The 19,970-nt window shown below is 42.0% G+C and carries 20 protein-coding genes and 1 tRNA gene; 13 read left to right on the forward strand and 8 right to left on the reverse strand.

Annotation, left to right across the window (positions count from 1 at the left end; translation table 11 throughout):
* Positions 1-40 precede the first annotated feature (40 nt).
* The 3 genes from ACZ5NL_RS01625 to ACZ5NL_RS01635 are packed head-to-tail and all read right to left on the reverse strand — an operon-like array spanning position 41 to position 4,961.
* Positions 41-1,138 (reverse strand): M24 family metallopeptidase, encoded by a 1,098-nt coding sequence (locus tag ACZ5NL_RS01625; protein ID WP_464842600.1) that lies wholly within the window; start codon positions 1,136-1,138, stop codon positions 41-43.
* Positions 1,135-2,883, reverse strand: a complete 1,749-nt coding sequence (locus tag ACZ5NL_RS01630; RefSeq protein WP_464842601.1) for a hydantoinase B/oxoprolinase family protein — start codon at positions 2,881-2,883, stop codon at positions 1,135-1,137. Before ACZ5NL_RS01630 ends, ACZ5NL_RS01625 begins: the two co-directional genes overlap by 4 nt.
* Before the next feature lie 5 nt (positions 2,884-2,888).
* A complete protein-coding gene (locus ACZ5NL_RS01635) occupies positions 2,889-4,961 on the reverse strand; it encodes a hydantoinase/oxoprolinase family protein (RefSeq protein WP_464842603.1) in 2,073 nt (690 codons plus the stop codon).
* 218 nt (positions 4,962-5,179) lie between these two features.
* Between ACZ5NL_RS01635 and ACZ5NL_RS01640 the strand changes: the two genes are divergently transcribed.
* The 7 genes from ACZ5NL_RS01640 to ACZ5NL_RS01670 all read left to right on the forward strand — a co-directional run bounded on the left by ACZ5NL_RS01640 (position 5,180) and on the right by ACZ5NL_RS01670 (position 9,674).
* Positions 5,180-5,509 carry a cupin domain-containing protein gene (locus ACZ5NL_RS01640; protein WP_464842605.1) on the forward strand — a complete coding sequence of 110 codons (330 nt, stop codon included), beginning with the start codon at positions 5,180-5,182 and terminating at the stop codon, positions 5,507-5,509.
* Between the two features lie 14 nt (positions 5,510-5,523).
* Positions 5,524-5,823 carry a hypothetical protein gene (locus ACZ5NL_RS01645; protein WP_004067948.1) on the forward strand — a complete coding sequence of 100 codons (300 nt, stop codon included), beginning with the start codon at positions 5,524-5,526 and terminating at the stop codon, positions 5,821-5,823.
* Positions 5,820-6,380 carry an NYN domain-containing protein gene (locus ACZ5NL_RS01650; RefSeq protein ID WP_464842606.1) on the forward strand — a complete coding sequence of 187 codons (561 nt, stop codon included), beginning with the start codon at positions 5,820-5,822 and terminating at the stop codon, positions 6,378-6,380. Before ACZ5NL_RS01645 ends, ACZ5NL_RS01650 begins: the two co-directional genes overlap by 4 nt.
* An 88-nt stretch (positions 6,381-6,468) precedes the next feature.
* A complete protein-coding gene (locus ACZ5NL_RS01655; RefSeq protein WP_087037730.1) occupies positions 6,469-6,648 on the forward strand; it encodes a KH domain-containing protein in 180 nt (59 codons plus the stop codon).
* A gap of 3 nt (positions 6,649-6,651) precedes the next feature.
* Positions 6,652-7,233, forward strand: a complete 582-nt coding sequence (locus ACZ5NL_RS01660) for a site-2 protease family protein (protein ID WP_087037728.1) — start codon at positions 6,652-6,654, stop codon at positions 7,231-7,233.
* Positions 7,234-7,304: 71 nt separating this feature from the next.
* On the forward strand, positions 7,305-7,877 hold the full coding sequence (pgiA, locus tag ACZ5NL_RS01665) for a glucose-6-phosphate isomerase (protein WP_087037726.1): 573 nt from the start codon (positions 7,305-7,307) through the stop codon (positions 7,875-7,877).
* A 111-nt stretch (positions 7,878-7,988) separates the two neighbouring features.
* Positions 7,989-9,674, forward strand: a complete 1,686-nt coding sequence (locus ACZ5NL_RS01670) for an acyl-CoA mutase large subunit family protein (RefSeq protein ID WP_004067943.1) — start codon at positions 7,989-7,991, stop codon at positions 9,672-9,674.
* Between the two features lies 1 nt (position 9,675).
* On the opposite strand, the gene ACZ5NL_RS01675 is transcribed toward ACZ5NL_RS01670, so the two are convergent.
* Genes ACZ5NL_RS01675 through ACZ5NL_RS01685 form a run of 3 tightly spaced genes read right to left on the reverse strand, consistent with a single transcriptional unit; the run spans position 9,676 to position 13,552 of the window.
* On the reverse strand, positions 9,676-11,829 hold the full coding sequence (locus ACZ5NL_RS01675) for a hypothetical protein (RefSeq protein ID WP_464842607.1): 2,154 nt from the start codon (positions 11,827-11,829) through the stop codon (positions 9,676-9,678).
* Between the two features lie 3 nt (positions 11,830-11,832).
* On the reverse strand, positions 11,833-12,621 hold the full coding sequence (locus tag ACZ5NL_RS01680) for an ABC transporter permease (protein WP_464842608.1): 789 nt from the start codon (positions 12,619-12,621) through the stop codon (positions 11,833-11,835).
* A complete protein-coding gene (locus ACZ5NL_RS01685) occupies positions 12,614-13,552 on the reverse strand; it encodes an ABC transporter ATP-binding protein (RefSeq protein WP_464842610.1) in 939 nt (312 codons plus the stop codon). The genes ACZ5NL_RS01680 and ACZ5NL_RS01685 overlap by 8 nt, the downstream gene beginning before the upstream one ends.
* A 170-nt stretch (positions 13,553-13,722) precedes the next feature.
* Between ACZ5NL_RS01685 and ACZ5NL_RS01690 the strand changes: the two genes are divergently transcribed.
* Entirely contained in the window at positions 13,723-14,289 is a 567-nt protein-coding gene (locus tag ACZ5NL_RS01690; RefSeq protein ID WP_464842612.1) for a hypothetical protein, read from the forward strand.
* Between the two features lie 125 nt (positions 14,290-14,414).
* Here ACZ5NL_RS01690 and ACZ5NL_RS01695 read toward each other — a convergent pair.
* Positions 14,415-14,492 (reverse strand) — tRNA-Val (locus ACZ5NL_RS01695).
* A 204-nt stretch (positions 14,493-14,696) separates the two neighbouring features.
* On the opposite strand from ACZ5NL_RS01695, the gene ACZ5NL_RS01700 reads away from it, so the two are divergent.
* Positions 14,697-16,127 (forward strand): S8 family serine peptidase, encoded by a 1,431-nt coding sequence (locus ACZ5NL_RS01700; protein WP_464842614.1) that lies wholly within the window; start codon positions 14,697-14,699, stop codon positions 16,125-16,127.
* Between the two features lie 64 nt (positions 16,128-16,191).
* Positions 16,192-16,575 (forward strand): DUF356 domain-containing protein, encoded by a 384-nt coding sequence (locus tag ACZ5NL_RS01705; protein WP_004068231.1) that lies wholly within the window; start codon positions 16,192-16,194, stop codon positions 16,573-16,575.
* Here ACZ5NL_RS01705 and ACZ5NL_RS01710 read toward each other — a convergent pair whose 3' ends face one another.
* Entirely contained in the window at positions 16,576-17,109 is a 534-nt protein-coding gene (locus ACZ5NL_RS01710) for a multiprotein bridging factor aMBF1 (protein WP_464842616.1), read from the reverse strand.
* 81 nt (positions 17,110-17,190) lie between these two features.
* On the opposite strand from ACZ5NL_RS01710, the gene ACZ5NL_RS01715 reads away from it, so the two are divergent.
* The 3 genes from ACZ5NL_RS01715 (at position 17,191) to ACZ5NL_RS01725 (ending at position 19,949) form a co-directional block, all read left to right on the forward strand.
* On the forward strand, positions 17,191-17,670 hold the full coding sequence (locus tag ACZ5NL_RS01715; protein WP_464842618.1) for a GNAT family N-acetyltransferase: 480 nt from the start codon (positions 17,191-17,193) through the stop codon (positions 17,668-17,670).
* A gap of 274 nt (positions 17,671-17,944) precedes the next feature.
* Positions 17,945-18,736 carry a DUF169 domain-containing protein gene (locus ACZ5NL_RS01720; protein WP_464842620.1) on the forward strand — a complete coding sequence of 264 codons (792 nt, stop codon included), beginning with the start codon at positions 17,945-17,947 and terminating at the stop codon, positions 18,734-18,736.
* A gap of 160 nt (positions 18,737-18,896) precedes the next feature.
* Positions 18,897-19,949, forward strand: coding sequence for a TAXI family TRAP transporter solute-binding subunit (locus ACZ5NL_RS01725; protein ID WP_464842621.1), 1,053 nt, complete (start codon positions 18,897-18,899; stop codon positions 19,947-19,949).
* Positions 19,950-19,970: the final 21 nt, after the last annotated feature.

Consider the following 19,970-nt stretch of genomic DNA (forward strand, 5'->3'; position numbering starts at 1 on the left):
CCGTTTTTAAGTAATTAAAAATACGCATAAAGTACACTCCCTAACCTATCATTAAATCCCTCTCAGCTTCAGTAAGTCTAACACCTTTTTTATTAAGCACAACAACATCATCTTCAATTCTAATGCCAAATTTTCCACGTAGGTAAATGCCAGGCTCAATTGTAAATACCATCCCTTCTTTGAGAAGTTTCGTATTTCCTGGGGAAATATAAGGCTCTTCATGAACATCTATTCCTAATCCATGTCCTGTTCTGTGAATAAAATATTTGTCATACCCATATTTTGCCATAACATTCCTTGCAGCTGAATCTATATCTCCTGCGGTTATTCCTTCCTTAACTTGTTGAAAAGCAGTTTCTTGAGCTTCTTTAACAATTTCGTAGACTTTTTTAACTTCTTCCGATGGAGATCCTACAACTACAGTTCTTGTTATGTCAGAACAGTATCCAAGATACCTTGCTCCATAGTCAAATATTACTACATCCCCCTTTCTAATTTTTCTGGTTGAGGGAGTGTGATGTGGATTTGCTCCATTTGGTCCAGATGCGACAATTGGATCAAAGGAAACACCATCAGCGCCAAACTCATTTTTCATCATGTACTCTATCATATTTGCCAATTCTTTTTCAGACTTTCCTTCTAGCTCTTCATCCATGAGCTTGTAAAACATTTTATCAGCTATTTTTGCTACTTTTTTAAGTACTTTAATCTCATCTTCATCTTTTATTTCTCTTAGTTCTGATATTACTGGGCTTAGTGAATATAGAGAATACTTATCGAGTACTTTCTGCACTTTTAAAAATGTGCCAACTGGCATTGTATCATCTATCAATAATTTTTCGCTTTCTTTGAATGTCTCTCTAACCTTAGTGGCAAATATTTTGTAGGGATTTTCACTGTCACTCCAGAGGATTACTTCACCATCGAACTCTGAGAGCTCTTCTTCATATATCTGTGGAGCGATTACTGTTGGAGAGTCTTGTGAGGGAACAATAAGCACAAAAAGCCTCTCCAAGGTTCCAAGAGGGTTCAAGCCAGTCAAATAATAAAAATTAGAGCCGGGGACTATGAGAGCCCCCTCAAACCCCCTCTTTTTTACATGAGATTGAAAATTATATATTCGTCGTTTGTAGTTCATGTTTTTTGCCCCCTTTCCTCACGTAGCTTCCTTCTTAGCTGTTCTGTTGCTTGCCAGTCAATCTCTAATTTTTCAGGGTTTATAACAACACCATAAACTTCTTTTGCAGTATCTAAGGTTATTAACTCGTCTTTGTAGTCTTCGAGGACTAATTTTGGATCTCTTTCAAGTGGATCTCCCCATCCACCTCCACCTGATGTCCTAATACTTACTAAATCACCTTTCTTGAATACTTCTGCAGAAATCCTACGAACTTCTTGGGCTTTTCCATCTTTGTAGATTATCACTTTATTACCCGGTCCCGGGAGTCCTCCATCAACACCCCATGGAGGAAAGTCATGTCTGCCAACCTGAATGGTAACCAAGGCTTGACTGTTTAAAATCCTGTACTCTCTAATAACTCCAAAACCTCCTCTGAACTTTCCATGGCCAACGCCGTCTTCGGTATTAAGCATATATCTCTCTACGAGGATTGGGAAGTTTCTTTCGTATACTTCTGTAGAAGCAATGTATGTTTCTCCATCTCCACAGGCTACCAAACAGCTTGTTCCATCCATATCATATCCTGCACCCCATCCTCCTGGCTGAGGTTCTACTATCGCAAATGGCTCTCCTGTTCTGTCATTTACTCCTCCAACAATCGTGGCTATAATTGAAAGGAAGTGTCCAGCTGTTAATTTATCTGGAACATGTGGAGCGAGAGCTTTCCAAACTAAATCAGTAGCAAAAGCGATTGCTTCCCAGTCAGTGGAGGTGGGCGCTGGCTTAGTTGGATGGAAGATAGTACCTTCGGGAGCTATTACTTCTAAAGGCTTAAAGAATCCTCCAGTTGGATATGCATGGGGGTCTGTAACAGCCATATAAACCTCCCTTACTCCAGATACTGTTGCGGGGAATGGGGAGTTTATTGGACTCATGACTTGCTCGGAACTTCCGGTGAAATCGACAACAACTTTTTCATTTGTAATTGTGACTTTTGCTCTAACGTATACGGGCTCGTCAGTACCAGCAATCGCTGCATCAATGTAGTCCTCGGCTTCAAATTCTCCCTTAGGAAGTTCTTGTAATTTCAATTTTGCGTATCTTTCACCATCTTCTAATATTTTTTTCATAGCGAGCTTTACGTTTTCAAATCCATATTTATTGATAAGAGCTTCGACTCTCTTTGCAGCAACTCTCATAGAAGCTGCTTGTGCCTCCATGTCACCATAGGTATAATCTGGCAGTCTAGAATTCTCGAGAATTATGTCTATCACGCTCTTGTTAGGCTTTCCTTCTTCATACAGTTTTACACATGGGAGCTGCAATCCCTCCTGATATATCTCTGTCGCATTTGGATTCCAGCTTCCAAAAGCCATTCCTCCTACTTCAGTCCAATGTCCTTTGTTAAGTATTAAACCCAAAAGTTCGTCTTTGTAGAACATAGGCATTATCAAAGTAACGTCGTTCAAATGAGTTCCTGACTTGTAGGGTACATTGCTTACAAAAACGTCTCCTGGATAGATCTCATCCCCCCATTTCTCAAGCACTTCCCTAGCTGCGAAGTCAAGTACTCCAGAGAATGCTGGAACTCCAGGAGCTTGGGCCACAAGGTTTCCTTCCGCATCAGTCATTCCAACAGCAAAGTCATAAACCTCATAAATTACCGGACTTTTTGCCGTTCTAGCAAATGCCCAAAACATTTCTTCATTAGCAACGATTAGTCCATTTTTTATTATTTCTAAAGTAAAAGGATCGATACTCATCCTTTTCACCCCCTTCTACTTGTAATTATAATGTTGCCATATTTGTCTTTCACAAACTCCTGGAAGTCCAAAACAAGGACAGTTGAAGTTGGATCCTCCAAAATTGCCGGTCCTCCTATCGTTACACCTGTTGGGATTTTTTGTCTGTCAAAAACTGGAAGTACTGAATAATCTCCATTGATGAAAACTTTTCTATCTTCTTTGATAGCATCTTCTGGGTGCCCTTCAACTAAGTTTTCGTAAATCTTGGGTCTCTTAACTTTCACAACTCCCACACTGTGGAAGTTAACTATTTGGACTGGGCTTTGCGGAAGTCTAAAATCATAAGCCCTCTCATGATACTGATGGAATCTTTCAATTAACGAGTTCAGACCTTCTTCTGACAAATCTGTAGTGTGTACTGGGACTTTTACGGTATGCTCCTGTCCCTTATATCTCATATCAGCGTAATGGAAACTTATTACTTCTTCTCTTAGAATACCTTCCTCTTTTTCAAAAACATTAAGTAGTCTTTCGTCGGCATTTGAAAATAGGTCTTTTATGTCTTCTAAGTTTTTGGAATTAACTTCAACTACGTGGGTAACAAGAACATCATGCCTTATATCCGTCAAGAGCATTCCCCAAGCAGAGAAAACTCCTGGTGGTATCGCGGGGATCACTATTTTGTTAATTTCTAAGTCTTGAGCAATAAATGGAGCGAACATAGGCCCTGAACCACCATGAGCAATTAAAGTGAAGTCTCTAGGATCATAACCCTTCTGTACAGAGATAATTCTTATTGCATTTGCAGCATTTTCGTTAGCTATTTTGATTATTCCCTCTGCTGCTTCTTCTACAGAAACATTAAAGTGATCAGCTATCTTTTCTTTTACTACCTCGATTGCTAGATCCCTATATATTCTCATCTCTCCCCCAAGGAGGTAGTTCGGATTGATCAAACCATTTATAACATATGCATCGGTTACAGTCGGTTGATCTCCACCTTTTCCATAACAAGCTGGTCCTGGATCAGCTCCCATGGCCTTTGGCCCGACTCTCAGATTTCCAACTGCATCTATCCATGCAATACTGGTTCCACCATTACCTACTTCTTCAATCTCAATAACAGGAACTTTTACTGGATAACCTGGGTTAAATCTGTCTCTTCCCACATGATATTCACTGTGCACTTTTGGAGTTAAATTCTCTACAAGGCTAGCTTTGGTTGTTGTACTACCTCCATCAAGCACTATTACGTTCTTTTCCCCAACAAGTTCTGCTATTGCTATCCCCCCTATAACTCCTGCAATTGGTCCTGACTCAACAGCGTAGATTGGATATTCTTTTACGAAATCAAAAGAAGCCATTCCCCCGTTTGATAGCATTGAATAGAAAGCTCCTTTGAAGCCCATGTCCCTTATTGCTCTCTCAAGGATGTTCAGATATGCTCTCATTTTAGGTTTTACGAATGCGTTTAAAACTGCAGTGTTAGTTCTCTCGTATTCATACCACTCTCTTGTTATCTCGTGAGAAGTTGTTATTGGTATGTCAAATCCTTTTTTCTCCAACTCTTCTTGAATTATTTTTTTAGCCTCTATTTCATGAGTTGGATTTGCGTAGGAGTTTAAGAAGCTGATACATATGGATTCAACCCCTTCTTTCAGAAGCTTTTCGAGACCTTGTCTGACATCTTCTGGGTGAAGAGGTTCTATAACACCCCCACCTCCGCCAATTCTTTCTCTGACTTCTACAGTAAGACGTCTAGGAACGAACGGTTCAGGTTTTTTGTATCTGAAGTTGTAAATATCTCTTCTATTTGCTCTTTGGAGAATTAAAACATCTCTATGTCCCTTTGTAGTGAAAAGACCAACCTTAGCTCCACTACGAGTTATAATTGAGTTTATCACAAGGGTCTGACCATGTAATACCATGCTTACTTTTGACATATCTAGTTTGCTCTTTTCAACTGTATTAAGAACCCCTTCTGCCGGATTTTTTGGTGTTGTTTCGCCTTTTACCCATACAAAATCTCCAGTTTCGTCGTCATAAGCGACTAGATCTGTAAACGCCCCTCCAATGTCAACTCCCAATCTATACATGGCATTTCACCCCTTGAAGAGTACACCATTATGGCATTCAAACTATAACAGTAGATAGTAAATATTTAAACTTTTTTAGTTAAATTTTTGCATTATTTAACGTTTCATTAAAGAATATTGCTTAATATTGCGTCAAAATTTGTACATCATCATATGACAAAATTATGCACAAAAGCCTTTTAAAGAGCATTAATGGATACATATGGCGGGTGATATCAATGAGTTATGAAGTACATCATTTAAACGAGATATGGGATGCTGCCAAAAATGAAGCACTCGAAATTTTCAAGAATGATCATATTCAGATTGGAATATTATTACTAACCCCAAACACTCGGTTACCAGAAACAGGATTCAGTGTACACGAAAACTTTCATGAATTTGCGTACATAATAGATGGAGAGGTTATATTTGGAACACCTAAAAAGACAACATATCTTAAAGCAGGTGATTTTATGTATAACAGACCTGGTACTCCTCACTATACTGAAAATGCTTCGGATGTCTCTGCAAAGATTTTATGGTTCCTGGTCCCAGATAGAGTTTAATTAGGGGGAATAACATGGAAAACAAAGTTGCAGCAAGTACTAGAAAATATTTATGGGCCAAAAAAGAAAATGCTGAACAGTATATCCCATATCTTAAAGAATTTGAACAATATTTGAGTCAATACTATAGCTATGCCTTGAGGTATAGAATCATCAAGCCACTCATTAATATCTCAAAAAATATTGGAAACTTACTAGAAATTACTGAAGAAGACGTTAGGACATTTTATTGGCAGTATGACAGAAAAACTAGGAGGAGACATATTTATGCATATCGACGGTATAAAGAATTTTTACAAAATAAAAAACCATGATCTTAGATATCATCTCTAGAATCATACTACCATCACTAAGAATAAGAGATGAAACAGTAAATAGGAGGAACTCAACTATGAGGGAAAAAGTTCCACGAATTGGATTGATCGTAAATGGTCCTAATGTTCTTTTGAAAAGATTCAATGTCAAGATAAAAGACATCTCATCAAGTCTACTAAGCTTTGGAAAAATTACTATAGGAAAAGTTGTTCTTAGTCACAACATAAATCCCAAACTAATAGAAACTATCCTTGAGTCAGGTTTAGAACCAGTCATTGTTAATGGAAGAGTAGATGTAGCTGTTGCTGTAGAAGCTATGAAAATTATTTATGATTCAAAAATAGATATCTTGGCATTGGCAATTAGAGATGCTCATTTTTTACCTCTTGTAATTGAAGCTAAAAAGGTAGGGAAAGATGTTATTGTCATTACCCCACGACTAAATGAACTAAGTGATGCATTACAAAATACTGCAGAGATAATCATAGAGCTTTTTAAAAATCCTTTTGAAGATTCTAAAAGTCCTAAAATAAGTGTGAAGTATGTTGCAGACTAACTATATAAACTAAAACTTAATGATTCAATATCCCTTGACTCCCTTAAACTTTATATTCCCCTCGTCCAAATTTTTCTTGGGGTTGGAAATGAGGGAAGAACTGAAGCGCATGCTTAAAGTTGATATTCTCGACATTGAATACGAGGGAGACAAAGTGATCGTTTATGTTCCCAAGGATCAGGTCAGGATGGCCGTGGGGAGTGGAGGAAGCGCTGTAAAGGCAGCAGAGCTTGTACTTGGCAAGAAAATCGAGATTAGAGGTAGATGAGCAATGGCACTTGGCTTTAGGAAACAGGAGCTCGAAGACTTAGCTATATCTTTCATTGTTCTTACCCTTGTTTTTTCCCGATTTGAGCTCAGATTAATTCCCTATGTTGCCCTTGGAATATTTACGGCGTTTGTATTCCACGAAATCGCCCATCGACAGGTTGCAAGGAAGTATGGATACTACGCAGTTTATAGAAGATGGGACACAGGGATCATGCTGGCTTTGCTCTTGGGGATACTAAACAAGCTCCTAGGCCTTAGGTTCATTTTCGCAGCAGTGGGGGCCGTTCAAGTTTACTCTCTCTATGCAGGCTGGGAGGATAGAGAGATTTACGGAAAGATAAGCCTTGCTGGGCCTGTAACGAACATATTGGTGGGAGTGTTTGCACTCATTTTACTGCTATTTGGAAAATTTTCCGGTATTTTGTGGGCTTCTCTGTACTATACGGCCTTCATAAATCTCTGGCTGGCATTCTTTAACCTTCTACCGATTCCTCCTTTGGATGGCTATAAGGTTTTAAGGTGGAATCCCGGCTACTGGGGAGTGGCTATAGGAGTAGCATTCCTTCTCCAGTCCCTCCTTTAGTTTCACTCTTGGTGATACAGGAGGGAAAGATTAAAATACAACAAGTCCAATCGTCTAACGGGGGTGAAAAAATGAAGTATAAAGAACCCTTCGGTGTTAAGCTCGATTTTGAAACCGGGATCATTGAGAACGCAAAGAAAAGCGTCAGAAGGCTCAGCGACATGAAAGGCTACTTCATTGATGAGGAAGCTTGGAAGAAAATGGTGGAAGAGGGAGATCCAGTGGTTTACGAGGTCTATGCAATAGAGCAGGAAGAAAAAGAGGGCGACCTCAACTTTGCAACTACTGTTCTCTACCCCGGCAAAGTGGGAAATGAGTTCTTCATGACCAAAGGTCACTACCATTCAAAAATAGACAGAGCAGAGGTCTATTTTGCCCTTAAAGGCAAGGGCGGTATGCTGCTTCAAACACCCGAGGGAGAGGCAAGGTTTATCGAGATGGAGCCAGGCACTATAGTTTACGTTCCTCCATACTGGGCTCACAGAACTATAAACACCGGGGATAAGCCGTTTATCTTCCTCGCACTGTACCCGGCAGATGCGGGCCATGACTATGGAACAATCGCCGAAAAAGGCTTTTCTAAGATAGTGGTTGAAGAAAACGGAAAGGTTGTCGTCAAGGACAATCCCAAGTGGAAGATGTAATCTTCTTTTCTCTTTTTTGAAAGCTGGATAAAATGTCCAATAGAAAGTGAGACCTTTGAATATGTAAAAGATTTTTATAGGCTTAAAACATATCCCTTTACGGTGGTGTTAATGACTTTCGATAAAAAGAAAATTGAGGAGATTAAGAAGGCCGAGCAGGAATGGGAAGAAAAAACCGTAAAACCATTCATTCAAAAAAGACCTGAAAGAAAGGAGAAGTTCATGACAGACGACGGCTTTGAAATTAAGAGGGTCTACACACCTGCAGACCTCGAGAACTGGGACTATTTGGAGAAGCTAAACTTCCCCGGTCAATATCCGTTCACCAGAGGAGTTTACGCTACAATGTATAGAGGAAGACTCTGGACAATGAGGCAATATGCCGGTTACGCAACCGCTGAAGAGTCAAACAAGCGCTACAAATACCTTCTCGAGCAAGGGCAGACCGGTTTGAGTGTTGCCTTTGATTTGCCAACCCAACTTGGCTACGATTCCGATCACCCAATGGCTGAGGGAGAAGTTGGAAAAGTAGGTGTTGCCATTGATTCTCTTTGGGACATGGAGATTCTTTTCGATGGAATTCCTCTTGATAAGGTCTCCACATCAATGACAATTAACGCCACAGCTGCCAATCTTTTGGCCATGTATATTTTAGTTGGTCAAAAGCAGGGTGTTCCCCAGGAACAGCTCAGGGGTACAGTCCAAAACGATATTCTTAAGGAGTACATAGCAAGAGGTACCTACATCTTCCCACCCCAGCCCTCCATGAGACTAACAACCGATATTATAATGTACTGTGCCGAAAACGTTCCAAAGTGGAACTCGATAAGCATAAGCGGTTACCACATCAGAGAAGCCGGGGCAAATGCGGTTCAAGAGGTTGCTTTCACACTAGCGGATGGTATTGAGTACGTCAAAGCGGTGATAGCAAGGGGCATGGATGTTGACAAGTTCGCTCCAAGATTGAGCTTCTTCTTCAACGCCCACAACAACTTCCTTGAGGAGATAGCCAAATTCAGAGCCGCAAGAAGACTTTGGGCAAAGATTATGAAAGAGAAGTTCAACGCCAAAAACCCAAGATCAATGCTCCTAAGGTTCCACACGCAAACGGCTGGTTCAACTTTGACTGCCCAGCAGCCTGAGAACAACATAGTAAGAGTTGCTATCCAAGCCCTTGCAGCGGTTCTTGGAGGAACCCAATCCCTGCACACCAACTCATACGACGAGGCTTTAAGCCTTCCAACCGAGAAGAGCGTTAGAATAGCCTTGAGGACACAGCAGATCATAGCTTACGAAAGCGGCGTCGTTGATACAATAGATCCCCTCGGAGGAAGCTACTACATCGAATGGCTTACAGACCACATAGAGGAAGAGGCTATGAAGTACATCGAAAAGATCGAGGCCATGGGAGGCATGATGAAGGCCATTGAGAGGGGCTACATCCAGAAGGAGATTGCAGACTCAGCCTACAAATACCAGAAAGAGATTGAGGAAAAGAAGCGCATCATAGTCGGAGTAAACGAGTTTGTCGTTGACGAGCCAATAGAGGTTGAAATTCTCAAGGTAGATCCAAGCATTAGGGACAAACAAATAGAGAGGCTAAAGAAGCTGAGAAGCACAAGAGACAACAAGAAGGTTGAAGAGGCCCTTGACAAACTCAGGAAGGCTGCAGAGACCGAAGATGAAAACCTAATGCCCTACATCATTGAGGCACACAAGCACTTGGCAACCCTCGGCGAAGTCACTGATGTTCTAAGGGAGGTTTGGGGCGAATACAGAGCCCCACTCATCTTCTGATTTATCCTATTTTCTTTTCTAAATATACCACAACAGCAAGGAGTATCAAAAGTGCCCCAATTATAAGATATACCTCCCTTGACTTCAATTCACTAACTTCTGCCCCTCTGCCTGCTTTTTCAAAGTTTAGCGTGACATTACCTTCCCCAATCACTGCTAGAGCTATGAAGTCCTCATAGCTCCTTACGCCGACTTCTCCGTCAATAACCTTTCCCTTCTCCTTAAAGGTCCCCTTGAAGTTCGTTGATAAGGGATCGAAGTTTTCTTTTTCGTTGTTTAGGGTAAAGTAATACACCCTCAGCTCCACATCCTTATCTGAGGAAAGGGAAAACTTCAGCTTCTGACCTCTGAGAGGAGTGGCATTTATTATGAAAGTTCTCAGTCCTTCGCCGAATTCCCTTCTCCTAAGCTCGAAAGTAACGTTCCTCAGCTCGTTGAGATAATCCGACACTAGTAGAACTCCCTCGAAGTAGCCTTCTCCTTCAACCATTATCATAAACTCGCTCTCATTGAACACTATGTAGTCGCTTCTCCCCCTCTCTTGCGTCGAGGATGCTATGATCTTTCCCGAAAGGTCTAGGAGATGAATTCTAAGGTCTTTTCCTTGCCGTATGTACCTCCCATAGAGGATGGCAATCTTCTCTCCGTCCCATGGCTCAAAGGCAAAAGGAGGTGTTATCTCGTTCCCCATTACCCTATAGGGCAAGCCTACATGGTGGTGTTCACTTGTATAATTGACCTTGGCAAGCCAGTTGTCGCCGTAAACCGGGAGTATCCCCATTCCACTGACCTCCAGCTTTAAGGGAATCTCGATGTCGTTAACTATCACGCTGAAGTTGATGGGCTTATTGAGCATGAAACCCTGCGGTAGGCTTGGAAGCTTTAAAACTAGCGTTACCTGGGCATTTTGGACCACGTCGAGCTCCTTAACTTGAGTGTCACCATAGTAGAAGTAGCCCTTTATAGAATCCGGCAGACCTCTAATGCCAAAGTGCACCTTTCCGTTGCCAACAACAGTTATAACATAGCTCACGCTTCCTCCAAGTATGCCCTTGGCGTAAGAATTGACCGCTTTTGCGCTCAGCCCTGCCCTTAATGAAATGGGGAAAGTTGCGGAGTAGGAGCTTGAAGAGACCCCAACGGTCAAAATTTGAGCATCTTCCGGTACTTTAAACTCAAGATAAACCTCTTCGTTAGGTTTTATTGTAACATCCGCAAAGTAAGGCTCCCCTACGATAACGGAGTTCTGGTAGATAGATACCCTTCCCGAGAACGCAACTTTTCCATCGTTCCTCAGCCATATCTTTAGCCTGTCTTTCCCTTTCTCTGCTCTCACAAGAGATATCCTCGGCATTTCGAAGTAGAAGCTCTCCTGCTTTACTACGCCATAGTCAATCAAGATTGTGCCTTGAGTTGCATCCGTGTCAAAGACCACTTCCCTCTCTTCCTTTAAGTTAAGATAGACCTCCTTCTTGTCAAAGGTCATTCCGCTAACCAGAAGCTTAACGGTGACGTTAACGGGATCCCCATGGTTTCTCAGAAGGACGTGAAGCTTTTCATCCTTCCAGATGCGCTCAATCGTTACGAGTTCTTCAAGAGAGACTATCGTCATTGTTTTTGAGAGTTTAGCCTCCTTCAGCATGAAGGTTAGCTGATTATATGAGGGGGAAACCTTCAAAGTTAAGCTTTCTCCGGGTTTGAGGACAATAGGCTGCTCCGCTATCTCCATCCCTTGAGCAAGAACCACCAGAGTGTCGTTGATTTCGTAGTAACCTGTATTCTCAACCTTCACCTTCACATAAGCATCAAAGGAATCCACGAGGGACACACTGAAGTCCCTCTTTTTCAGAACTTCAACGCTAGAGTAGTTACCGCTCAAATGAAGCTTGAGGGTAAGCGTATTCAAATCTAAGCTCCCAACAGTGTAGTTCACTCCCTCAAAGAAAACACTCTCGCCAAAGTGCAGCCCTTTGATTAGGCTTGTGTTTTCACTCTCTAGCAATAGAAAAACCAGGCTTGGATTGTTTTGGGACACATCAAAGGTTACGGCGGTGTTATCAACTATCAAAACCTCATCTATTCCCAGCTCAACCGATAGGGCAAGAGCATTTCCGGCAAAGAGGAGAAGCACGAAAAGTGGTAAGACTTTCCTCATGGCTCATCCCTCATACTCCTTCCTGTATAATCCCACGAGAGTAAAAATAAGGCCCAGCAGGATAACACAAATGAAAAACAGAGCACTCATAGTTGGATCTCCTTTGTAGGTGTCCAATCCAGTGTGGAGCGTAAAGCCCCTCTTTAGCAAGACCCCTATCTGATAGCTCAGGTTAAAGCGCTCTGGGTTGTCAAAGAAAGGCAACTGTGGAAGTATGAACTGGGCAGTAAACACCAGTCCAAAGCTTGCAAGAGATGCATAGAGAGGTCTTGAAAGAACTACCGAGAGGAGCATCGAAACCGCTCCAAGGCTTCCAAGAACGAGAACTGTAACCCCAAGGGCAAACAGGAAGTCATCAAAAGTTGCCCTAAACCCCTCAAAGCCAGACTTGTAGAGGAGAACCATGTAAACCTGCATCACAAAGTAGGGAATGCCAAAAATCATGAGTACGGCAGTAATTCCAGAAAAGAACTTGCCAAAGACTATCTCACTCTTCTTTATCGGCTTTACAAGGAGAAGCCTTATCGTGCCCCTGTCAATTTCACTTGCAAGCAAATCGCTCATGACAATTATAACGACCAGCTGGCCAATCACACTCGCCCAGAAGTTTATTAAAAACTGAGAAACGTTTATCTGGAATGAAATCTCCAGGGCTTTTGCACTGTATTCAGTTATCTCCTCGTGGGTGAAAAAGTAGACTATCACGGGAAGAAGCATCAACGCCAGCATTACCTTAAGACGCCTTGATTTTAAAAGCCTGTAAACCTCGTTTTGATATAGAACGCTAATCACTTTCGTCACCTATGCTGAACTTTTCCATAAGAATTCTCTCAAGCGGACTTGTGTGGGGTCTGAAGAGCTTTAAGCGAATGCCCTGGGAGGTTAAATACTTCGGGAACTGCAGGAAAAACTCATCAAGAAACCTAGGATCCACTTTAACCCTAATTATGTTCTCCTCCTCCCATACTTCCCTAACGTATGGCTTTTCCTTTAGGAACTCAATTGCTGTCTTGTTGTCCGAAGTGGAAACATCGTAATCGTTCTCCTCTATCTCCGTCAGCTCACTTATCTTCCCCTGGGCTATTAAGCGACCTTGGTTGATTAGCCCCACGTAGTTGCACATCTTCTCAACTTCGCTCACTATGTGTGAGCTTACGAAAATAGTTTTCTCCTCCTTTGCAAGGGAGAGGATTTTCCCTATGAACTCTATTCTTCCCAGAGGGTCAAGGTTTGCCGTGGGCTCGTCCAGTATTAAAAGTTCCGGATCACCAATTAGGGCTGAAGCAAAAGAAACTCTCTGCTTCTGTCCCGAGGAGAGCTCCTTTATTTTGTTCAATGCCAACCTACCAACCCCAACGTACTTCATGAGCTTCTTCGCTTGTTCTCTCGCTTCTTCCTTTTTTAAGCCGGAGAGCCTGCCCATATAAGTCAGAAAGTCAAAGATCGTCATATCATCATAGGCTATTGGGAGTTCTGGCATATAACCAACATTTTTCATTATTTCAACTCTATTTTGGGGCATCTCAAGGTTAAAAATTCTAATTTCTCCATATGTAGGCCTTAACGCTGCCGTGAGCATTTTAATAGTGGTGGTTTTACCGGCACCATTGGGTCCCAAAAAGCCATAGACAACTCCTTTAGGAACTTTAAGGTTCAAATGATAAATTATATTTCTTTTTCCGAAAAACTTTGTGAGATCTTTGGTTTCTATGATGTATTCCATCTTCAACACCAGACTGTAGATAATGATCTTAGCCAATAGATAATAATCTAAAAGAAGTTATAATGTTTTTGGGTTTACTCCATTTTCTATATACAAAATTTTTGTCAACATTGTTCTCATTATGTAAACAAAGAATTTTATATTAATCAAAGCATAATTTAACACATAACATGGAGGTGGAGAAATTGAGAAAACTTATAGCTTTCTTTGGAATGTTTATGTTTTTTGTAGCTTCTTTCGCATTTGCGAACCCTACAGTAGATAATGTTCCCCAAGCGTTTGAGCATGGCGATCTCGTCATGATTGACGGGCAAGGCTACTACTACAAGGGGATGTCCATACCTGATCCATACGAACCATATAAGCAGGATGTCCCAGGACACTACTGGCTCCAGACCGGCCCGAGAAGAGTAATCGGTTTACATTACAACACGGGTATGGGAATGCCATTCTGGGCAATGTATGACCCCTATGGAATTCTCCTCTACAAGGTTGATGGCATAATAGACGTCCCGCCAGAGCAGCTCAGTCCCGAGAGGGAGACATGGCTCAAGGACCACGGCTACGTCCACATTCACGAGTTCGTGAGCGCAGATACCGGAGAGGAACTTGAGGACTTTGTGGTTTACCTCAAGCACACCGCGGTGACCAGCTTTTACTTCACACCGCCGATGGCACCCTGGAACGCACATGACGTTAACCCGGGAATCGACTACGAGTTCATCCCCAACTGGTGATTGGGGCTTCTTTTCTTAATTTTTTGTTATAACTTATACCTTTTAAGTTCTTAGTTCTAACGAAGATTAAAAACAACCTTAATGAACTTTCAAGAACAGAAAAAGTTTTCTAAAAATCAATGTTATGGTGGGCCCGCGGGGATTCGAACCCCGGACCTTCGCCGTGTGAGGGCGACGTCATAACCAGGCTAGACCACGGGCCCGCCCTAGCAGCCACTCATATCTCTCCAAGCTTTGCTTATAAATTTTTCTTACCCTCTACTCCATTTGGGCATTTTACGTTGTACTATATTTCTCTCTCGATTGTAGAATTTTTGTTCATTAAAAAATTTTTCCACTCAATGGGGAATATTTATATACATAAACAACGCTAAGATATATGACAAAGATATGTCGGAGGGAAGTTAATGGAGAGAAAACTGCTTGTTGGAGTACTAGTTTTTGCCTTGTTAGTAAGCCTGATGCCGGTATCTGCAGTAAGTAACAGTGCTCCAAAACGCATTTTTGTCCAGATAGATGGCCCAATAACTCAAGAAGTTCTCGACGAATTAAAAGCCAACGGAATGAACGTTTTGTATGTCTTTGATGAGATAGGCTTTGTTGCAGGCATTGCAAAGGATAGAGACCTTAAGAGAATTTCAAGACTCAAGTTCGTAAAGAGCGTGGGAGAAGATGTTCAAGTCCACGTGACTAGTGAAGACGTTGAGGCCCTGCCAAGTTCAGGTCCCGGAGGGATATACACATGGAACCTCGATATGATAAACGTCCCGACGGTGCACGAGAACTACACAGGTGAAGGCGTTTACGTGGCTGTCCTTGACACAGGTTTAGTTCCCAACTGGAGGGACTACTTCGAAGAGGATAAGATAGCCACTGAGTTTGCCAGAGCATTCCTAGCGGCAAATGCATTAACCGCCCACTACAACCCCAATGCATGGGAAGCTGACACCAACAGTCACGGAACACACGTAACCAGCACAATAATAGGCTTCTGGGTCTATGGAGCATACAGAGTGAGTGGGGTAGCGCCCGATGCAAGGGTAATCCCCGTTAAAGTCCTTAGCAACTACGGGTTCGGCTGGAGCACGGACATAGCCGCGGGAATAATGTACATCGCGGATCTCTACAAAGAGGAAGTGGCAACTGGCGGTAAAGTACTCCCACCATATGATGAAATTAACCCAATAGTCATAAGCATGAGCCTCGGAGGGCCTTCTCTAAGCCCAATTGAAAAATATGCTATAGACTATGCTATAAGCGAGGGTGTCTTTATAGTTGCCGCTGCAGGAAACGACGGAGAAGCTGGAATGGACTACCCAGGAGCTTACGAGCCAGTGATCTCGGTTGGGGCTGCAGGATGGGTTGGAGAGTGGACGGCACCAGCATGGTGGAGAACCGCTGATGTTCCAGAAGATCTCTACGAACAGGTTTACGTAACCGACTTCAGTGGAAGAGAAAAAGAAGGGCAGGATCTTGACGTCCTAGCTCCAGGAAGCTGGGTAGTTGGACCTTACCTTGCTTATGGTGCCGCACACCCACCATACTGGGCGCAGGGAGTTCCTGGCCAGTACTACTACCTCGGTGGAACGAGCATGGCAACTCCACACGTGAGCGGAATAGTGGCATTGATGCTCCAAAAGGATATGGAAGACGGAAGCATCGACTTAACTCAAGCAGATGTTGAATATATCCTCGAAAGCACAGCAATGCCAATAGACTGGTACACCGCTTCAGTCATTGACCCATTCACGGGGCAATATGAGACCATAACATGGGGAGACGATGCTGTAGGTTCAGGATTAGTACAAGCCGATGCTGCCGTGGGAGCAGTCTCTTGACTTCTTTATTTTCTTTTACCACATTCTTTAAATACCCACCAGCTTACTTCTTCTCGGTGAGAATATGCTAAACACGATGGTTTTGATAAGGACAGACAACTTCGACAAAGCACTAATAGCGCTGGCAGACCTCGTTAGGTATGCCGGGATGGAGATAAGGGGAAAGCCAAGGATAATACCTCCAGCCCTCTCCGATTGGGCATTTGAGAAACTTGTGGGAGAAAAGCCCAAGAAGAAGTACCGCGCCCATGTTGTAGCACAGATAGATCTGCCTCCTTCAAAGGCAATAGGCAGATTAAGGGAAATTCACCCCCCAGCACACATAATAGTTATCCCTCCGGATTCACCCGTTCATAGGGAGCTCCTCAAAATGTGGGGGACTTTTGAAGTGCTGAAGGGGTTTTATCCTCCTAAGAAATCCAGAAAGGGAGAAGAAAGCGAGGAGTAATCACTTCTTTTTCTTCTTCTTGATTCTTATATTCGCAACGTCTCCAAGGGTCGGCTCGTAGTCCTTTGGAATTGTAACCTTTTCCTGCACGTTCTCCTCTACTCTTTCAATTAGGGTTATCCTAAAGTATCTTTCGAGCTTTTTTGCCTCCTCTATGGTCGGCATGTACTCCCCATGGGCTATTCTCCTAAGGAGGTTGGTAGAAAGGCCCACTTTGTGGGAAAGTTCTTCATAGCTCAAACCGCTTTTTTGAATAGCCTCCCTAACCCTCTCTGCATAATCCTCAACAATATCCTCCGTGTAAAGCGGCCTTTGCCTCCTTGGGGCTGGTTTTGGCTTTGGTCTCGGCGTGTAAGTTCTCCTCGGCTCTCTTCCAGTGGGCATTGGGCTCCATGTTCCGGGTTTTTTCCTACCGTACTTTTGATAACACCTGTTACAAACCAAGAGCTCTGCACCCTCTATTTTTATTGTATGCCCCTGTCCTCTAATCTCTGCCCCACAGATTTCACAAATCCTCGGTTTGGCTTTTGCCATTAAGATCACCTTCAGCGCTCTCTACTCTGAGTTTTAGGATTAGATTTTATAAACCCATCTGATAACATAACACCGATAAATATGGCGGATGAAATCAAAGTGGAGAAACTAAAGAAAATGGACCAAGAAACACTCGAGACCCTTGTAGGAATTTACATGAGGGGCTACGAGGGCTTGAGGGAATACGGCGGAGAGGGAGAGAGCTACGCTAAAAGGTACCTCCGGTGGTGCTGGAACAAAGCCAGCGATGGCTTCTTTGTGGCAAAAGATGGTGATAGGATAGTTGGGTTTATAGTATGCGACAACGACTGGCACAGCAGATACGAGGACAGGGTGGTAGGGGCCATACACGAGTTTGTAATTGACAAGGGCTACCAGGGAAAAAGCGTTGGCAAAAAGCTCATGGAAAAGTGTCTGGAGTATCTGAGCAAATACAACGACAGAATAGAGCTGTGGGTTGGAGAAAAGAACACCAAAGCAATTGAATTCTACAAAAAGCTCGGTTTCAAAATAGCTGGAAAGAGCGGCATATGGATAAGAATGGTAAAAGACCTAAAATGAAACAACAATCAATAAAAAATCCACCATAAGAACCCCTACTAAAAGGGTTAAAATCAGTGAAATACAACAGTCTCTTCGTGAATTTCTCTTTTAGACAAGCATCAATTAGGTAAATTCCACTCAAAAGTTTTTTCAAATTCAATAGCTCACAAGAAAACTATATTAAGGACTAAAAGAAAGTCTTGATTATATTATAGTACTTAATAGCAAGTTCATGAAGTTAAAGAAACCTTTATTGGAATATCTGCAGATATTACATTTGAGGTGTTTATATATGGAATTAGAAACCATCCATAATAATGCGAAGGATATTATGGAAATTTTACGTTTGCGTACCTCGCCATTAGCTATTAAAATGCTAAAAACTGAAGGAGAGATTCCACCAAATGCGATAAGACCGTTAAAAGATATGGGTCACCATTTAGATCTTTGCCAAGCTTTTGCAATGTCGCGGTGGGGTGGAAAAACTATTGCTATGTTAAAGGAAGACATGTGGTGTTTTGAGCCAATTGTAGGGTATGGGCTAGCAGAGCCACCGCAGGAGTTTCTTAACGGAGAAAACAGATACCCAAATTCTATAATGACTCGCGAAGCCGCTAGAAAGTGGGCTAATTTGTTTCCTCGCTTAGAAGCTGGAAAATATATTGGGATAATTTCCGCTCCCTTAACAAAATGTAGTTTTAAGCCTAATTTGTTTGTTATTTACTGCGATCCTTCCCAGTTAACCCAACTTCTAATAGCAAAGAATTGCCTTGATGGGGAGGATATCACTTGCAGATTAGGTGGTCATGCTGCATGTGTCTATGCCGTTGTTCCTGTATTGCAGAATAAACAATGCGTAGTTGCTTCTCCTTGTAGAGGAGACAGACGCATTGCAATGACACAGTACAATGAAATAATATTTTCCGCACCTATAGAGATGTTAGAACCCCTCGTAAAAGCCCTTAAATATCTGGAAGAACATGGGTGGGGATATCCTTGGATGTTTGAACTAAAACCTAAGCGTGAGCTGTCTGAAAGTTACAAAAAAATTGGAGAAAAAATGGGTTTAAGGTATAATAAATAATGGCACCGTCCATAAACTTCTAGTATTTTTTTCCTTTTTGGATATTATGAAAATGATTTCCATAATACATAACATTCAAATCATTTGATCAAAACATAAAAAACCTTATATATCATTCTGTTAAACTTTCAATGAATTATATCCCATAGGAGGTGTTCTAATGAAACCAAAACTAGCCAAACTTGTTGGTAGTGTATTAATTCTGGGAATTTTAGTAGCCTCCGCGTTTGCAGCCGGGTGTATAGGTGGAAAACAGACATCAACAGAGCAACCTTCGAGTAGTGAACAGCCTAAAAGTGAATGGCCATCCACCCTAAGATTCCTTCATGGTGCTCCTGGAGGAACATGGGAGCAAATTGGTGGAGTCTTTGCAGAATTAATTTCAAAGAACTTGGTTCCCACCACCACAAGAACTGGTGGGGGAGTCAGTAACATTATAAACCTCAACGATGGAAAGGGGGATTTAGGTCTTACAGGGGCTGTTTTAGGAATGCCTGCAATGAGAGGAGATCCGCCTTTTGAGAAAAAGATAGATAATGTCGCTGCAATTGCAAACCTTTATAGGCAATGGTTTTACTTCATAATAAGTAAGGACTTTGCAGACAAATATGGTATCAAGAGTGTTGACGATATTTTCAAAAAGAAAGTCCCAATTAGATTGGCTTCTCTTAAACCAGGAACTCTCTCAGAGTTTACGCTTAAGGCTCTCCTAGAAACAGGATATGGAGTTACCTATGATGACATCAAGAGCTGGGGCGGTGAAGTTGTTTGGGCCTCATACTCTGATGGAGCTAACCAACTCATAAATGGAAACATTGATGCTTTTGCATTTACACTTTCAATGCCAAGTACAGTCATTATGCAAATCGAGGCTCAAAAAGAAATATACATTCTCCCAATATCTGAAGAAGTAAGAAAGAAAATGGCAGATACATATGGAACAGTTACCTTTACTTTTGAACCTGGTGTTTATAAATCTATAAAAGAGCCCGTGCCAACGATTGGAACTTATACTGTACTTATAGTAAGAAAAGATCTTCCAGAAGATTTGGTGTATCAAATAACAAAGCTATATTTTGAAAACAAAGATGAACTAGCCAAATCTATAAAAGCATTAGGAGAGCTAGATGCCTCAGAAGCGGCTAAAAACACAGGCTTTCCACTTCACCCAGGAGCAGAAAAATATTATAAGGAGATTGGAGCTATAAGCTGAGTTACATAGGCTTTTTTCTAT

Source organism: Thermococcus aegaeus (assembly GCF_055393685.1).

Coding starts and splice junctions, on each gene's coding strand:
- ACZ5NL_RS01645 (WP_004067948.1), top strand. CDS start 5,524: ATGGAAAACAAAGTTGCAGCAAGTACTAGAAAATATTTATGGGCCAAA.
- ACZ5NL_RS01635 (WP_464842603.1), bottom strand. CDS start 4,961: ATGTATAGATTGGGAGTTGACATTGGAGGGGCGTTTACAGATCTAGTC.
- ACZ5NL_RS01690 (WP_464842612.1), top strand. CDS start 13,723: ATGGAGGTGGAGAAATTGAGAAAACTTATAGCTTTCTTTGGAATGTTT.
- ACZ5NL_RS01625 (WP_464842600.1), bottom strand. CDS start 1,138: ATGAACTACAAACGACGAATATATAATTTTCAATCTCATGTAAAAAAG.
- ACZ5NL_RS01715 (WP_464842618.1), top strand. CDS start 17,191: ATGGCGGATGAAATCAAAGTGGAGAAACTAAAGAAAATGGACCAAGAA.
- pgiA (WP_087037726.1), top strand. CDS start 7,305: ATGAAGTATAAAGAACCCTTCGGTGTTAAGCTCGATTTTGAAACCGGG.
- ACZ5NL_RS01640 (WP_464842605.1), top strand. CDS start 5,180: ATGAGTTATGAAGTACATCATTTAAACGAGATATGGGATGCTGCCAAA.
- ACZ5NL_RS01710 (WP_464842616.1), bottom strand. CDS start 17,109: ATGGCAAAAGCCAAACCGAGGATTTGTGAAATCTGTGGGGCAGAGATT.
- ACZ5NL_RS01660 (WP_087037728.1), top strand. CDS start 6,652: ATGGCACTTGGCTTTAGGAAACAGGAGCTCGAAGACTTAGCTATATCT.
- ACZ5NL_RS01670 (WP_004067943.1), top strand. CDS start 7,989: ATGACTTTCGATAAAAAGAAAATTGAGGAGATTAAGAAGGCCGAGCAG.
- ACZ5NL_RS01675 (WP_464842607.1), bottom strand. CDS start 11,829: ATGAGGAAAGTCTTACCACTTTTCGTGCTTCTCCTCTTTGCCGGAAAT.
- ACZ5NL_RS01720 (WP_464842620.1), top strand. CDS start 17,945: ATGGAATTAGAAACCATCCATAATAATGCGAAGGATATTATGGAAATT.
- ACZ5NL_RS01725 (WP_464842621.1), top strand. CDS start 18,897: ATGAAACCAAAACTAGCCAAACTTGTTGGTAGTGTATTAATTCTGGGA.
- ACZ5NL_RS01685 (WP_464842610.1), bottom strand. CDS start 13,552: ATGGAATACATCATAGAAACCAAAGATCTCACAAAGTTTTTCGGAAAA.
- ACZ5NL_RS01650 (WP_464842606.1), top strand. CDS start 5,820: ATGATCTTAGATATCATCTCTAGAATCATACTACCATCACTAAGAATA.
- ACZ5NL_RS01655 (WP_087037730.1), top strand. CDS start 6,469: ATGAGGGAAGAACTGAAGCGCATGCTTAAAGTTGATATTCTCGACATT.
- ACZ5NL_RS01700 (WP_464842614.1), top strand. CDS start 14,697: ATGGAGAGAAAACTGCTTGTTGGAGTACTAGTTTTTGCCTTGTTAGTA.
- ACZ5NL_RS01630 (WP_464842601.1), bottom strand. CDS start 2,883: ATGAGTATCGATCCTTTTACTTTAGAAATAATAAAAAATGGACTAATC.
- ACZ5NL_RS01705 (WP_004068231.1), top strand. CDS start 16,192: ATGCTAAACACGATGGTTTTGATAAGGACAGACAACTTCGACAAAGCA.